At 58.6% G+C, this 13744-nt stretch carries 13 protein-coding genes; 8 read left to right on the top strand and 5 right to left on the bottom strand.

Translation table 11 applies throughout. From position 1 onward, the window contains the following. The first annotated feature begins 889 nt into the window (after positions 1-889). From ACYVNQ_RS32150 to ACYVNQ_RS32125, 6 genes are all read left to right on the top strand, one after another. Complete coding sequence (locus ACYVNQ_RS32150; RefSeq protein ID WP_460908676.1) at positions 890-2170, top strand: hypothetical protein; 1281 nt, start codon at positions 890-892, stop codon at positions 2168-2170. A 68-nt stretch (positions 2171-2238) separates the two neighbouring features. Further along, a complete protein-coding gene (locus tag ACYVNQ_RS32145) occupies positions 2239-3096 on the top strand; it encodes an abortive infection family protein (protein ID WP_460908674.1) in 858 nt (285 codons plus the stop codon). Between the two features lie 54 nt (positions 3097-3150). Next, the gene (locus tag ACYVNQ_RS32140) at positions 3151-4287 is read left to right on the top strand and encodes a HEPN/Toprim-associated domain-containing protein (RefSeq protein ID WP_460908672.1); all 1137 of its coding nucleotides are present in this window, start codon (positions 3151-3153) and stop codon (positions 4285-4287) included. A 74-nt stretch (positions 4288-4361) separates the two neighbouring features. Next, entirely contained in the window at positions 4362-5273 is a 912-nt protein-coding gene (locus tag ACYVNQ_RS32135; RefSeq protein WP_460908670.1) for a DUF4365 domain-containing protein, read from the top strand. Positions 5274-5478: 205 nt separating this feature from the next. Then, positions 5479-5766, top strand: a complete 288-nt coding sequence (locus ACYVNQ_RS32130; RefSeq protein WP_460908668.1) for an SDR family NAD(P)-dependent oxidoreductase — start codon at positions 5479-5481, stop codon at positions 5764-5766. Between the two features lie 76 nt (positions 5767-5842). Then, on the top strand, positions 5843-6589 hold the full coding sequence (locus ACYVNQ_RS32125) for an SDR family NAD(P)-dependent oxidoreductase (protein ID WP_460908665.1): 747 nt from the start codon (positions 5843-5845) through the stop codon (positions 6587-6589). 48 nt (positions 6590-6637) lie between these two features. Here ACYVNQ_RS32125 and ACYVNQ_RS32120 read toward each other — a convergent pair whose 3' ends face one another. Further along, positions 6638-7417 carry a hypothetical protein gene (locus tag ACYVNQ_RS32120; protein WP_460908662.1) on the bottom strand — a complete coding sequence of 260 codons (780 nt, stop codon included), beginning with the start codon at positions 7415-7417 and terminating at the stop codon, positions 6638-6640. A gap of 249 nt (positions 7418-7666) precedes the next feature. Here ACYVNQ_RS32120 and gspK point away from each other — a divergent pair, with 249 nt between their 5' ends. Continuing rightward, entirely contained in the window at positions 7667-8671 is a 1005-nt protein-coding gene (gene gspK, locus ACYVNQ_RS32115; RefSeq protein WP_460908660.1) for a type II secretion system minor pseudopilin GspK, read from the top strand. 1518 nt (positions 8672-10189) lie between these two features. Here gspK and gspM read toward each other — a convergent pair. From gspM to gspG, 4 genes are read right to left on the bottom strand one after another with little or no spacing between them, the layout of a single operon-like run. Continuing rightward, the gene (gene gspM / locus ACYVNQ_RS32110) at positions 10190-10702 is read right to left on the bottom strand and encodes a type II secretion system protein GspM (RefSeq protein ID WP_460908657.1); all 513 of its coding nucleotides are present in this window, start codon (positions 10700-10702) and stop codon (positions 10190-10192) included. Beyond that, positions 10666-12117: a type II secretion system protein GspL gene (gene gspL, locus ACYVNQ_RS32105; RefSeq protein ID WP_460908655.1), complete on the bottom strand. Its 1452-nt coding sequence runs from the start codon at positions 12115-12117 to the stop codon at positions 10666-10668. The genes gspM and gspL overlap by 37 nt, the downstream gene beginning before the upstream one ends. Positions 12118-12166: 49 nt before the next feature. Continuing rightward, positions 12167-12691, bottom strand: coding sequence for a GspH/FimT family pseudopilin (locus ACYVNQ_RS32100; RefSeq protein ID WP_460908653.1), 525 nt, complete (start codon positions 12689-12691; stop codon positions 12167-12169). Further along, the gene (gene gspG / locus ACYVNQ_RS32095) at positions 12666-13121 is read right to left on the bottom strand and encodes a type II secretion system major pseudopilin GspG (RefSeq protein WP_460908684.1); all 456 of its coding nucleotides are present in this window, start codon (positions 13119-13121) and stop codon (positions 12666-12668) included. The genes ACYVNQ_RS32100 and gspG overlap by 26 nt, the downstream gene beginning before the upstream one ends. Before the next feature lie 177 nt (positions 13122-13298). On the opposite strand from gspG, the gene ACYVNQ_RS32090 reads away from it, so the two are divergent. After that, the gene (locus tag ACYVNQ_RS32090; RefSeq protein WP_460908651.1) at positions 13299-13694 is read left to right on the top strand and encodes a hypothetical protein; all 396 of its coding nucleotides are present in this window, start codon (positions 13299-13301) and stop codon (positions 13692-13694) included. Positions 13695-13744: the final 50 nt, after the last annotated feature.

Raw genomic sequence — 13744 nt, 5'->3', positions numbered from 1 at the left:
CATCAATCGCGTCGACGAACTTACGCCTTGGCGCGTTGCTGATCAGCTCCGCGTAGACCGATAGCTCCAACGTCGCGTCAAGACGTCACCGGCTACACGCTTACACTCCAGTGTGCTCGCCTGCATAAAGGCCGCTTCCATCGCGGACGCGACCGGCCCCGCCTTCGCCTTCCTGACAGGAACGGCATCCGAGGTCGGCATGTTGCTTGTATCCCCGAGCGCGCCTACGTCTTCCTGTACCGCTTCACTGCTGGTCGGCATGCCCTCGGGACGCAGCAACTGCGCGGGCTTGCAGTGAAATATGCGGCACAGCTTGCGATGCGCTGCATGACCTCGCGTGGCGGGGCTTCTACGAACTCGCGATAGCCACGGTAGGTATTACGAATGCAAAGCGCAACCGGGTGGCACTTCAAAGTAGGAGCTGCGGGGTGTTTGTCGGTATCGCGCAAGCCATTCCCGCAAGGGCTAGCAGCAGCTGATAGGTGTTAACCGGGGAGTTTTAAGCGATTGCTCCTGCATCGCAAAGCCGACCGAAACGCTTGGGATTTGCCACTCTTGGCACGGTCAAGATTTCCGATGACGAAAAGGTTCATCTGACAGGTATGATATTAGGGTCAATTTCAGCCTAACATGTCGCGCAGTGAATATCTACGATCTCTACAAGCCGTTTAGGAACGACCTTCGCCGGACTGCGTTGCAACCCGCACTGATGGAGATATGGCATTGTCAGAAGCTGGTTGCTGCCTCCGGGGTCATTACACGTCCTATCGCGTGGAACGGGTCAGCAATAGTTTTCTACGTGTGGGAGTTGCACACGTTGTGCCGAGAACTACTGCTTAATGCGAGCGGAACCGACGACATACTTTCCACACGGAACGGTCTGGTCAGGATGATCAACCATATTCGACGGATCAGCCAAGGTATCTCCGAGCGGACGATTAGCTCTGGCGACGACGCCTTCAATGCGCTGCATACCCTGATCCATCAGCAAGCGCGATGGCAATATTCACGCGATGAAGCACGTCTCTTCCGCGCATATCACATCTTCAACGATTCCGAGTTGGCCCCGATATTCAAGCAAGCGACCGGTCTTTCGGTTCGAGACATGTTTTTACTGGCGATCGCCATCTCCGGGACCGGCACGCGGCAACCGGGAACTAACGCATCACAAGATTATTCCGGATTTGGTATCTCGCACGATGCTCGTGACACATTCTTTCGGATGACTGGCACAACGCTTCCTACTATTCGTCAACGGCTTGAGGAGTTGCGGCGCGATGACGAGGGCTGGGAATTTACGTGGAACGCTTTGGAAGCCACGCCATTCGTGAATATCGATCCGATGCAACCCAATCGGCTTTGGTGCCCGCTGCCGCATCTTCTGCTCCGGCGTGTTACCGAAGGTCTCTTTTACGATCTGCTGCAGGGTGTTAATACCAAGACTATCAAATACGCCAATGAGTACGGCCACGCGTTCGAGCGCTACGTTGGCCGGGTCCTTGGTGACGTTTTCGACATCGACAGATTCTCGATAACCAGCGAGCAGCCATACAAGGTCGGAAAGCTAAACAAACACGGCGTAGATTGGATCGTTAGCGATGACACCGGCAATTTGTTCATCGAGTGCAAGACACGTCGGATGAAGCAGGAAGCCAAAGAGAGCCCTGGCGAGGCACTTGATAAGGCGCTTGACGACCTGGCTGAAGCGGTCGGCCAGCTATATGCGAACATCGACGAAGCTCGTAAAGGGCTATCGAAGTGGGTTCCGAACGGACTGCCGATTTATCCTGTCGTTATCACTTATGAAGACTGGTATCTCCTTACTCCCTACGTCGTCGGAGCGCTCAACGCATACGTTCGTGCAAGGCTGGAAATAAGGGGGCTTCCGAAAGAGTGGGTGGAGGCCATGCCGTTCTTCGTTACATCGGTGAATGAATTCGAGATGGCGTCACAAGACATCAACTACCTGAGCATTCACCGCTTCTGTTCGGCAGGCACAGCGAAGGAGTATAGGCATTTTCAACTGAGTGCACTTGCGACGGCCGAATTTCCAACGGAGGCACAACCGCATCGCCGTCTGCTGGAAGACAGTTGGGACGAGATATTTCCAGAGATGAAGCAATGGGGCAGTATGTCCGGAATGCCTGATGATTGGTGGAACCCGACATAACGCTATATGCCACCGGTCCGGCCTGCTGCCCACGCGATCCTTTCGAAGCGAAATCAAAACAGGAATGCATGAACCTCACCGCCTTCACAATCCAAAAATTGGCTGACTTCGTTTGCGGAGGTACGAACGGATGGCCATATCGGTCAGGGCCGGATCTCGTAGCCCTTTTCAATAGCTACGGCTATCGAGACGTCTATGGATCAGGTTTTCCGTCTCGCTCAGCCTTCGCCCGAGAGAAACTCACCGAACTAGCGTCCAAGCCCGCCATAGAAAAACTGCTTTGCGAAATCATCAACGCGCGCAACTGGATCGGAATTCACCAGGACGTTCTTCTCACTGACCACGAATGTCTAGGGAAATTGAACGAACTACTTGTTTTCGAAAATTACGAAGTTGTACGTTTAGGGCCGTTCCACAAGTTGCAGTTGATCACAGGCTCTCTTGTTACGGTGGATGCTATCCCCGAGACGTTGCCCGAGCTAACGGCGACATTCATTGAGGAGCAGATCCAGAAGTGCCGCAGCAAGATTGAATCTGGCGATTACGACGGAGCGATCACCAACGCCCGAGCGTTGCTTGAACAGATGCTTCTAGCTATCGAAGCCGATCTGAGCATGGAAGCCCGGCCGTCTTTCGATGGAGACCTCGTCAAGCTCTTCAACCGAGTTCGGACAATGCTAAACATGGATGCGAGCCGCAAAGACATCTCCGACAGCCTCAAGCAGGTATTGAGTGGCTTGAGTTCGATTGTCAATGGCCTCTCGTCTATGCGAAATAGAATGTCGGATAGCCATGCAAAAAGTTACAAACCCGAGCGGCATCATGCGAAGCTCGCTGTCAATTCAGCGAAGACGTTGGCAGATTTTCTGTTCGAGACAAAGAGCTATCAGCAACAAAAAGGGTTGCTTAAGCCATCTGGCGCGTAAGGCAGTAGCCTAGGCCAGACAGAATCTTCGGCGCAATCAACGACGGGAGCCTTTATGGGATCGATGGTCTATCTTTCTGCAGGACATATTCACATCGACTGGGGCAAAAATCGAGGCTATACGGATCACGGTGTGCTTTTTCAGCCCGGCGACGAAGCGTTAGGCCCTTACGAATACGTCGGAGATAACAACGAGCGGATCATTGAAGAGAAACCTTGCCTGTGCAGGTCATTGAGTCGAATCAAACCACGCTTGGAAATGCTCGGTTATACACTCACTGCCTGTCGTAGCTGGTCTGAACCTCCATCAAACGATGGTGAAAATGGTATGCCTCGCCCGTCTTTCGAAGCGTTGAATAGCTTTTTACGCTCATTACCATGGGAGACGGAAGGCGTCTATTTCGATTTCGACCAAGCGGTTATCGGGACTTTTGGTCGACCGCTAGACACCTATCTTGTATTACGCCTCCTGGCTGAATTCCCCGAGTTGGCGAATCTTCCGATCCGTTGGGAATATGCGGACATCGTCGAAAACGGATGGATTTCGGCTAGTGACATCGTTCCCGGTAGCGGTGCTGAGCGGTGCTTGATCGTTACCGAGGGCTCATCGGACGTGCATATCCTGCAGCGCAGCCTTCAACTTCTCTATCCAGAAGTGGCCGATTTTTTCGACTTCATCGACATGAAGGACGGCAACCCATTCCCCGGGGTTGGAAACCTAGTCGCCTTTTGCCGCGGGCTCGCTCGTATCGGATATACGGGCCGGATGCTTATCGTACTTGACAACGACACCGCCGGACGAGGCGCGTCGGAGGCGATAAGTTCGCTGGACATGTCGACAAATGTCAAAGTGACGACACTTCCATCGTTGCCAGAATTCAGCCGTTTCAGGACGCTCGGACCATCTGGAGATGCCGTCGAAGACATTAACGGCAGGGCTTGCGCAATCGAGTGTTTTCTTGACCTGAGTGTCATCGACGCAGAGCCTGCTGTGCGATGGACAACCTTTGATAAGAAGTCGAAGTCGTACCAAGGGGAACTGGTGCAAAAGGACGACTATGCACGCGCCTTTAGTGACCAGTTTGGTCGAGCCGATACCTATCAGACTCGCAAGCTCCATGCACTATGGGCACACCTCATCGCAGAAAGTACTGTGAGCAGATCGTATTTCCCGTATGAAGAGGATTGGTGACAATAGCCGCGATGAAGATAGCTCGCGCAAATAGTGCGAGCTAACAGCGTTTGATCTGCAAAGGAGAAATCACGATGCCTCGCTTTGATGCGACTGAGCAAATTGGCGTCAATGCTGTCCAAGGCATATGTCTGAACGAGCTTGGATGGATATTCCGTGAACAACCTGTCATCGACATGGGTATCGATGCCCAGATCGAACTCGTTCAAGAGGGGAACCCGACAGGCAAATTGGTCGCCGTGCAGATAAAGACCGGTCCCAGTCATGTGCGGGAGACCGACTCAGCATACGTCTTTCGCGGGAGGCTCACTCATCTCGATTATTGGACGAACCACTCGTTGCCGGTGTTGCTGATTTTGCATCTTCCAGAAGCTACAGGGACATTCTGGGTCCATGTTGACGGTGACCACATCACGCGCACGGGAAAATCCTGGACTATAGAAATTCCGAAGGCAAACAGGTTCGGAGTAGCGAGCATGCACGCGCTATCGGCAGTCTTTGACGGATCACCCGCACAGCAACGTATGCGGAGGCTAGCGATTAACGAGCCGCTCATGCGGCACATTAAGGGCGGAGGCAAGGTATCCATCGAACTCGAACACTGGATTAACAAAGGCCTAGGGCGGTCCCCCGTGCAAGTCTACGTCTACGACGACGATGGCAACGAAACCCTGCAGCAAGACTGGGGCGTGACATACACGGGGTACAAACCGAAAGCGTTAGCGGAAGCGCTTTTCCCTTGGGCAGTAGCTTACGTGGACGAAGATTTTTACGAGCAGAACGAAGACGAAGAAGACGCTGATGCGGCTTTCTTGCGGGTAAGTGCCATAGCCGATGGATATTACCCGCCCCAGCGCGACCCTAAGGACGTGTATCCATATACGAACAGCGGCGGTGAAGTCGATCATTATCGCTTGCAGCTATTTCTAAATTCGCTCGGTGAAGCATACCTCGTCATGGCCAAGTACCTCGCTACCGGCGGATAAGGACCGTTGAGTTGGTTGACTTTTCCTTCCTAACCTTCGCGCGGCAGCTACCGGTGAGAGCAAGGGGTTGTAAGAATCAAATGGCGCCTGTTCCGCCGATTGATGCAGGTTCTCCGCTGACACGCCCAATACCAGCGTTTGACAAAATCGCACAAACCCTTATTCCATAAGGCTTCCTGCTGTTCGTCAAAAATTATATAGCGGGATGGCTTGCAAGCATGCGGTGGAAGGCTTCACGAAGTCGGCTGCACTCGAAGTAGCTAGCACCGGCGTACGCGTCAATGCGGTGGCGCCGGGTCCGACCGACACCGGGATGCTCGATCGCTTCACCGGCACAGCGGAACGCAAGGCGACGCTGGCCGGCTCGGTGCCGCTTGCACGCATCGGCAAGCCATCGGACATCGCGGCCGCCGTGCTGTACCTCGCGTCTGACGGCGCTGCATTCGTCACCGGGCAGATCGTCAGCGTCGATGGCGGCAAGACGGCGGGCTGAGTCGTCCTGTTTCAGGCTCGTGCACGACACCGACTATCCGGCCGCACAGGCCGTCCAATTTCAAGGAGCAACGAACATGACTATCTTGACCGGCAAGACCGCGCTGGTAACCGGCGCATCGCGCGGCATCGGACGCGCCAGCGCGCTGGCACTCGCAAAGGCAGGCGCACAGGTACTGGTGCATTACAGCAGCGGCGCTGCGGAGGCCGACGCGGTGGTCGCCGAGATACTGCAGGCAGGCGGCAAAGCCGAAAAGATCGCCGCAGACCTGCGTCTCGCCGATGGCCCGCATACGCTTGCGCAGCGCACCCGAGCGATCATCGGCGGCCGCCTCGACATCCTGGTGGCCAACGCGGGCATCTCGCGCGCAGCCACCATTGAAGACACCACTGTCGAAGATTTCGACAACCTGTTCGCGGTGAACGTGCGCGCGCCGTTCTTTCTCGTCCAGCAGTCGCTGCCGGTGATGTGCAAAGGCAGCAGTGTAGTGCTGCTTTCGTCGCTGGCTGCGCGCACGTCGGTCGGCACGCTGGCCGCGTATGCGTCGACTAAAGGCGCCATTGACACGCTTGTCAAACATTTCGCTGTCGCGCTCGGCGAGCGGGGTATCCGCGTGAATGCAGTAGCGCCGGGCGTCGTGCCGACCGATATGTCGAGTTTCGCGAAAAGCGAGGAAGGGCGGAATTTTTCGATCGGAATGCAGGCGCTCAAACGTATGGCCGAGCCCGATGACATCGCCGCGGCTGTCGCGTTTCTTGCTTCAGATGAAGCGCGCTGGGTAACGGGCGATACCTTGCATGTGGATGGAGGTTCGAAACTTTGAACCGCTGTGCGGCTGTGCACGGCACCGCAAGCAAGCTTGACTAGCGTCTCACGCGATCTCGTCGTCTGCCTGCGTCAGGCGACGCTCGAGATCGTGCACTTCCATCATCCGCGTGAAGAGCTGTACTTCATCGCGGCTGAGCCGCGGCACCCCTGTATCGGCAACTCGCGTCGCCTGCGCAACGCGCTCCCAGCACAAGATGTGCGCCGAAGTCGGAAACGGCGTATGCAGCGGATCGCGATAAACGATACGGTACAGCTCCGGCTTCTGTGTACGCGACGCGCGCCAGAGATCGCTCACATGCTGCACGCTGCCGTCGAACCAGAACCTCACCCGCGTCACTTCGCCATTGGCGTCGCGGCTGGTCATAAAGCCGGCCATCACTAACAGCACGTAGGGCAGATCGCGCCGGTCGAGCGCCGGATGCGACCATAGATTGACGACGTCCGCGTACTTGATCAGCGCCGCGAAGCGTTCGAGCGTGAGCATCGGCGCCAGTGATCGCGCAATGCGGTAATGCCGCTGCCACGCGTCGAGAAACCGCATACGGTGCTCGACTTCCACCAGCGGATTGCGCTCGCATCCAACCAGCATGCCGAGCAGTTGATAACTCGAAGTGGACAACGGACACCGTTCGCCATCGGCTTTCTCGCGATGCGCAAAGTAGCGATAGCCCTGGCGCCGCCGCGCGGACCGCTCCAGCGGGCCATCGCAAAGCGGGCAGCGCACGGGCGACGGCAGCGTCGCCATGCAATCCGGCGACGACTCGGCACGCGACGCGTACGCGTCGATATACCGCTGGTCGAGTGGATGAACGCCCTTTTCCAAAATAAGCGCTTCCCGCTTGAAGAAGCCGCCTCCCCGAAAATCGCGGCCGGCGCCTGGACAACGATCCAGGTCCCCATGCCGCTGTTAGAGCTTCATCGTATCCATGGATAAGGGCAGATTTAAGGCAAATGGTACGTACAAAGACCGCGTTGGATTGTATGTACCATTCGTCAAGATGCCGAAATAGAACGGCCCTATGCTGCAGCGGAACAGTTGTTGGCGGTTTGCCGCGAAAGCGCAGGAGGAAGCATGCAACGAGATACGACGCTGCACCGCAAGCGGGGGCCTGCCGCGAAGCGACGTGAAGGCGGCATCGCGATCGTCACCGCTTTACTGGTAGTCGCACTCGCGGCGACTTTGGCGGCCAGCGTCGTGTGGCGCGAAATGGTTTCCATACGCGACGTCGAGAATCAACGCCTCGCTGTCGAGACGCAGTGGGTGGAACGCGCCGCGGTGCAATGGGCGCGCGCAACACTGCATGCAGAGGCGGCCGTCTCGAACGTCACCTATGTCGGGCAGCCCTGGTCGGAAAAGGTCAACGATGCGCAGCTTGCCGATTTCCTGCCACGCGACGTCGCCGCGACCAATGCCGAACTGGCAAACGCGTGGATATCCGGCGAGGTCGAAGATGCGCAGGCACGCTTCAATCTTTCGGACCTGGTGTCCCGGCCCGGTCCGCACGCGCCCTGGCAAGTCAATCCCGATGGTCTGATCGCGTACCGTCAACTGCTCAGCAGCGTGTCGCTAAGCCCCGCGCTTGCGCAGGCCACCGCCGACTACATGCTGCATTCGTTGACCGAGACACGTGGCGACGCTAACTGGCCGCTGCAACTCGTCACGCCCGACGACCTGATCCGCGTGCCGGGCTACGACCACGATGCGATCCACGCGCTCGCACCGTTCATCACGATCTTGCCCGACTACACCTACGTGAATGCCAACACGGCCTCAGAAACGGTGCTGGCAGCGTCGATTCCGACGGTTTCGGCGGAACTGGCTCACAGGCTGGTAGAGCGGCGCGCCACCGCGTGGTTCAACAGCATTACGGATGTCGCGCTGGTGCTGTCACCGCTCGGGCTCAACGCTTCGCTGCCTGCCGGCTCCATTGTCGCCGTGACCAGCGGCTACTTCATCGTTCATTGCCGCATCCACTCGGCCCGCATCAACGCACGCCTCGATACGCTGATCGCCCGCTACGGGATTGGCGATTTCTCGTGGACCTCGGTCATATGGGTTCATCGGCTCGCTGCGTAGAGCCTGCATGATTTCGTTGTAGTGGCGTTCGTCGACGACACAGAAGTGCGGCACGTGCCCGGCTTCGGTGCTGGCTTCGTCGAACGCACTGGCCTGCGCCTGCCTGAGCAGCGTACGCCAGTACTCCACTGAACTGAGACAGGCCACCGGCTGGCCGTATTTGGTGATCACCAGCACGCTTTCGTCCACTGCCTGCTTGAGCGCCCTTGACGGATGCTTGCTGAACTCACGTGTTGATGTGGTTGATGCTGACTGCCAGAAATCCAGATCCACCGTGTGACCCCTTCTCTCGTCCCATCGCGTCGAGGCGATGGCTGCTTCGTTTCCGATGCATACAGCCGCATCGGTCCATGGCCATTAAATCAAAGCAAAAATCGAGGATCGGCATTAACTTCTTTTAGAGTTGGGGATTATAGATACAACAATCCCGAGCGGCAACCAACTTTTGTTTCTTTGATTTTCGTGTAATCTGGGCGACGCATTTTGCAAATAAATGCCGCACTGCTGCAACTCGGTAGATCGTACTCTATACGTGTGGCAGGCGCACGTAAGGCGCTTCCACCTTGGGCGAGCCGGATGGACCCCTACTGAACGCTTACGCAGGCATGCTTGTACGTACAATCTGACATATCTCATTCACAATAGGGACGGCGATGGGTGGCCATTTCGAGGTGCCCGATTGCCGACATGTTATTTGATTCGCTATGGCCTTGTTATAATGGAGACCGCGCAGATAAAATTATTAAACTTCAAATTTCCCGATACCGTATTAATTACGAGATAAAATGCCGGACATTGATCAATTTCAACATCAGCGAAATCCCGGCATAGATATGGAGAATGCGGTCTGATTGGTGGATCGGGATATTTTTTAATCGCCGCGCGGTGCGGGTTTCCCCTTCTCAATACGTTACATCCATAAAGCGAGGCAGGACAAGGCAAACGAGCCTATGCGCCGCTCTCGCACCCCGCCTCGCGCGCCCCCTCGTCAAAAAATATCGCTCGAGGCCGTGTTTATCCGTGATCCTAATGATCACGGCAAAGCTGACGTCGATTGCGGTGTCGTGAATTTTTGTCGTGCACAGCAAGGTCTTTCGAGTGCTTCGGCCGCTGACGCAAACGGACGTTACGCGCATTTCTGCCGCATACATGCGATGGCGACGAAGGAATCATTGTTGCCCGATATGTCGCCGCGATTTACATCGGTGATGTTTTTTTCGCGTACGGACCATCCGTGCAATTTGTCCGGATATTTCCGCTGACCAGAAAGCGTGACAGGTGACGCGGCGCCGCAGGCAGCGGCACCCGTTCGCCGCCGGCAACTTCACGCCACATTGCTGTGCATATTCGATGCGTATTGCCTGGCGTTGCCATTGCATTGTCATGCACGGCAATACATACCGGCCCACCTATCCGCATGTAATAGAGGTGTGAGCTTTGCGGATTGCATAGCGAAACGCTAAAGAGCATGTGCCGCAGCCTGAACGGGCGGCGTCGGATCGCACCATTGCAGCCCAGCTACGACCCGGAAGCAGGTTCGAGCGTCACCGAGACACTTACGCGGCCCGGCTGCTCCTGCGCCGTGACATGCGTGCCGACCACGCGAACGTGACGGGTACGCCTGACATCGTCAAGCCACGTCATCCACGTGTTGAACGAAACCGCCTTCGCGTCGACCTGGACGCTCTTTCCGAGCACCGTTAGCTGCGGGTTGGCGATACCCGCTTCGACTAGCGAGTTCGACAGCGCGTCGCGCAGCGCCGGACCCGACGGTGTACTCAACGCCGCCGCTCCTTTCAGCTGGCGTGCGCGGTCGGCCTGCATCTGCATATCGGCGAGCTGCCCTTCAAGCAATGGCAGACTCGCATCGATGGATGCCGCGCCATCGGAGGCCGGTTGCCAAAGTATCGTGTAGACGAGCACGGCCATCAGCAATGCGCCGCCCGCAACCAGCAGTGCCTTTTCGCGCGGTGCGCGCGCGCCGAACCATTCGGTCAGTGCAACGCGGAGTTCGCGGATTTGAGTGTCCATTTGCCCTCATTCTCTTGCGCGGAGATACCGATGCGCATCAAACGGCGCTGCAGTTCGGCCGAGTCGATGTTCGTGCCCGCCTTGAACGCGACCTGCAGCGATGTATTGCTGTAGTCGAGCGCCGCAATCGCGGCCGATGGAATCGGCGGCATCGCCCGCGCAAGGCCCGACGCGAGCGCGAGAAAATCGTCCGCACGCACCTCGCCGGTCGCGGCCTGCAGCCGCGCTACGCCTGTGATCATCTGCGCGTGCGGATCCAGCACGACAGTGCTTTGCGGAAACACCGATTTCATCAGCGCCGTCATCTGCGTCTGGATCGCATCGCGGCGCTGCCGCAGCTGGAACCAATGCACATTGATCGCGACGATGGATACGGCCAGCGACATCGCGAGCAAGGCCGCAGCCGGCCGCCATGGCCGAAATCCGCCCGCGCCGATGCGGCTGCGACCGGCGTTAGCGAATTCGAACTGGCAAAGGTTGAAGCGGCAGGCGAGCGCGCGGCTCGCAAGCGCAGCTAGCGACAAGGGCTGCGCTTGCCCGAGCCGTGCTGTCGCTGCCGTTACCGCGCTCGCGTCTACACCGTCCAATGCCCACAGCGTCAGTGCATACCGGCCCGATAGCCCAACCAGCGTCGCTTCGAGCTGCTCCGACACGATGTTCAGGCCGAAGCCGAGATAGTCCTGGCGTACCGCAAGCTCCAGCCGTCCGCTCGCGTCATCCCCCGCAACCACCGCTTCGGTCACCAGCGCCACTGCGGCTGAAGCTTGCGCGTGCACAGCCGCCGCTGCAACGGGCAGGTTCGCAATGGATCCGGAAGCGGTCTTTCCAGCCGCGACCAAGGTCGCTTCAGTGCCGCTAACGCGCGCATCGACTGCATCGACGACCACTTCGGCGGTGTACATGACAGGCTCCAGCACGTCGCCCACGTCGGCCTGCGTTGCTTCTGCCGCCTCGTTCTCTCTCGTCGCCTCTTCCCACGGAATGCAATAAAGCAACGGCACCACGCGCAAACGCTTATGTCCAGCCTGCGCGAAGCGCTCGAGAACCGCCGCAAGCCAGCCGCGCCTGACGACGGCGAGGCAACGCTCGCCGGGCGTCCCGGTTTCCGGACCGATTGCGATGTGGCAGCGCTGAGGATCCTCCAGCAAACGCTCTTCGACCATATTGGGCAAGATGCGTTGCAACCGCACACCGGTGACGGGCGGAAGCTGCGCAAGCAGCAACTGCACGTCTCGCGCGGCCACGATCAGCACCGTCGCGTCGGACTTTGACGGCAATGTCGAAAATGGCGCCCTGCCGCTATCGAGCAACTCGCCTTTGCCGTCGAGCAATGCAAACGGCAGCGCGACCTGGTCGGCGTCGGCGGCAGCATCGCCGCCCCAGCCCGCAGGCAGCAGCACGATCAGGCTCGCCATGGCCGCTCCGTCGTCCGGCCCGCCGTCCACAATGGGTAACGCAATGCGCTCATGGCCGTTGCACCGCGAAATTGCCCACCCCCGTACTCACCACTTTCAGCTCCTCCTGTCCCGAGATCAACGTCACCGTCACCGGCACGTTGACGCTCTCATCGCCGAAGATCACGCGCGAGGTCGACTCGCCGCTGCCCGCATAGCGGATCGCGACACCTGTCACGTCCGTGCCCCACCGGTGCGGTTTCAGCAGATCGTCGGTCATCGGCCGCCACGCGCCTCCGGCGACACGCTGCAGGAATTCATAGCCGCCGTTCACCGGCTGCCACGCGATAGGCGCCGAGCGCACTTGCGCCTCGTCGTCGGCGGACTCGAGCATGGTCGCGAGGCGCTGCGCCTCCTCATTCAAATCGCTGCGACGGTTGCGCGTGGGCACGAGCGCCACGGCCGCCAGCAGGATTCCGGCGATCATCAGCACCACCAGCATTTCCAGCAGCGTGAAGCCGCGCTGCGCGGTCCTTGCCGCCCCCGCGCTGTGCCCCGTGCCGCCGGGCTTATTGCCACGAGCCGATGTCCGCATCGTTGGCCTCCCCACCCGCCTTGCCGTCGGCGCCATAACTGAACACGTCGATCGTGCTGTGCACGCCGGGACTCAGGTACTGGTACGGATTGCCCCACGGATCGTTGGGCAGCCGTTCGAGGTATCCGCCATCTTTCCAGTTGTTCGGTATCGGGTCGACCGTCGGTTTCTGCACCAGCGCCTGCAGGTTCTGGTCTTGCGTCGGGTACCGGCCATTGTCGAGCCGGTACAGGTTCAGCGCCTGCATCACCGAGCCGATGTCCTGCTTGGCCGCCACGCGGCGTGCCTCGTCCGGCCGGCTCATGATCTTCGGCACGATCAGCGCGGCCAGAATGCCGAGGATCGCGATCACCACCATGATTTCGATCAGCGTGAAGCCGCGCTGATCGCGCCGTGCCCGCTTGCCATTGCAGCGAATGCGCGCCGGCATATTCCATTCAGTCATCATCGATTCACCTTCGTGTCGAAAAATCACTGCGCAAAAGCCAGCGCCATACAGTACGCTGGCGCAGCCAACCCGATGACGTCCTCGTCACGCCACGCCAACCCTACCGAGACCGCCATGCTCACCCTCCCTTCCTGGCCACGCGCCTTGCCACGGGCACCCATGCTTGCCACCGCTGCGTCCGCCATCGTGCTGCTCGCTGTCGTGGCCTGGTGGATACACGTGTTTCGCGCGCCTGCTCCGCATGCTCCGGTATTGCCCGCGCCTGCCGCGCCGATCGACGTGCAGGCCGGCGCCACGCTGTTCGGTGCGCAGCCGGAGCAACGCATCAATAACCAGATCCAGGTGCTCGGCGTGCTGGCCTTCGACGCGAAGCATGCGGCTGCGGTAATCAGTGTCGGCGACGGCCCCGCGAAAGTCGTGCATGTGAACGGTGCGGTCGACAACGCCACGACGCTCAGCGAAGTGCGCGCGCATTCGGTCGTCGTCGAGCACAACAATGTGCGGCGCGAGATCCCGCTTGCTGCGGTCCAGAACGCGGACGTGTTTATGCACTGAAGCGGCTGGCCATGTGCCTGCGAAGCTCGTACCTTCGCAGGCCAGCGCGG

The organism is Paraburkholderia jirisanensis (assembly GCF_054782355.1).
This window is presented reverse-complemented; position numbering and strand designations above follow the sequence as displayed.

What these genes read in the sequence shown, in the direction of transcription:
- ACYVNQ_RS32150 (WP_460908676.1), top strand. Translation starts at nt 890, where the DNA reads ATGATCAACCATATTCGACGGATCAGCCAAGGTATCTCCGAGCGGACG.
- ACYVNQ_RS32145 (WP_460908674.1), top strand. Translation starts at nt 2,239, where the DNA reads ATGAACCTCACCGCCTTCACAATCCAAAAATTGGCTGACTTCGTTTGC.
- ACYVNQ_RS32140 (WP_460908672.1), top strand. Translation starts at nt 3,151, where the DNA reads ATGGGATCGATGGTCTATCTTTCTGCAGGACATATTCACATCGACTGG.
- ACYVNQ_RS32135 (WP_460908670.1), top strand. Translation starts at nt 4,362, where the DNA reads ATGCCTCGCTTTGATGCGACTGAGCAAATTGGCGTCAATGCTGTCCAA.
- ACYVNQ_RS32130 (WP_460908668.1), top strand. Translation starts at nt 5,479, where the DNA reads ATGGCTTGCAAGCATGCGGTGGAAGGCTTCACGAAGTCGGCTGCACTC.
- ACYVNQ_RS32125 (WP_460908665.1), top strand. Translation starts at nt 5,843, where the DNA reads ATGACTATCTTGACCGGCAAGACCGCGCTGGTAACCGGCGCATCGCGC.
- gspK (WP_460908660.1), top strand. Translation starts at nt 7,667, where the DNA reads ATGCAACGAGATACGACGCTGCACCGCAAGCGGGGGCCTGCCGCGAAG.
- gspM (WP_460908657.1), bottom strand. Translation starts at nt 10,702, where the DNA reads ATGGACACTCAAATCCGCGAACTCCGCGTTGCACTGACCGAATGGTTC.
- gspL (WP_460908655.1), bottom strand. Translation starts at nt 12,117, where the DNA reads ATGGCGAGCCTGATCGTGCTGCTGCCTGCGGGCTGGGGCGGCGATGCT.
- ACYVNQ_RS32100 (WP_460908653.1), bottom strand. Translation starts at nt 12,691, where the DNA reads ATGCGGACATCGGCTCGTGGCAATAAGCCCGGCGGCACGGGGCACAGC.
- gspG (WP_460908684.1), bottom strand. Translation starts at nt 13,121, where the DNA reads ATGCCGGCGCGCATTCGCTGCAATGGCAAGCGGGCACGGCGCGATCAG.
- ACYVNQ_RS32090 (WP_460908651.1), top strand. Translation starts at nt 13,299, where the DNA reads ATGCTTGCCACCGCTGCGTCCGCCATCGTGCTGCTCGCTGTCGTGGCC.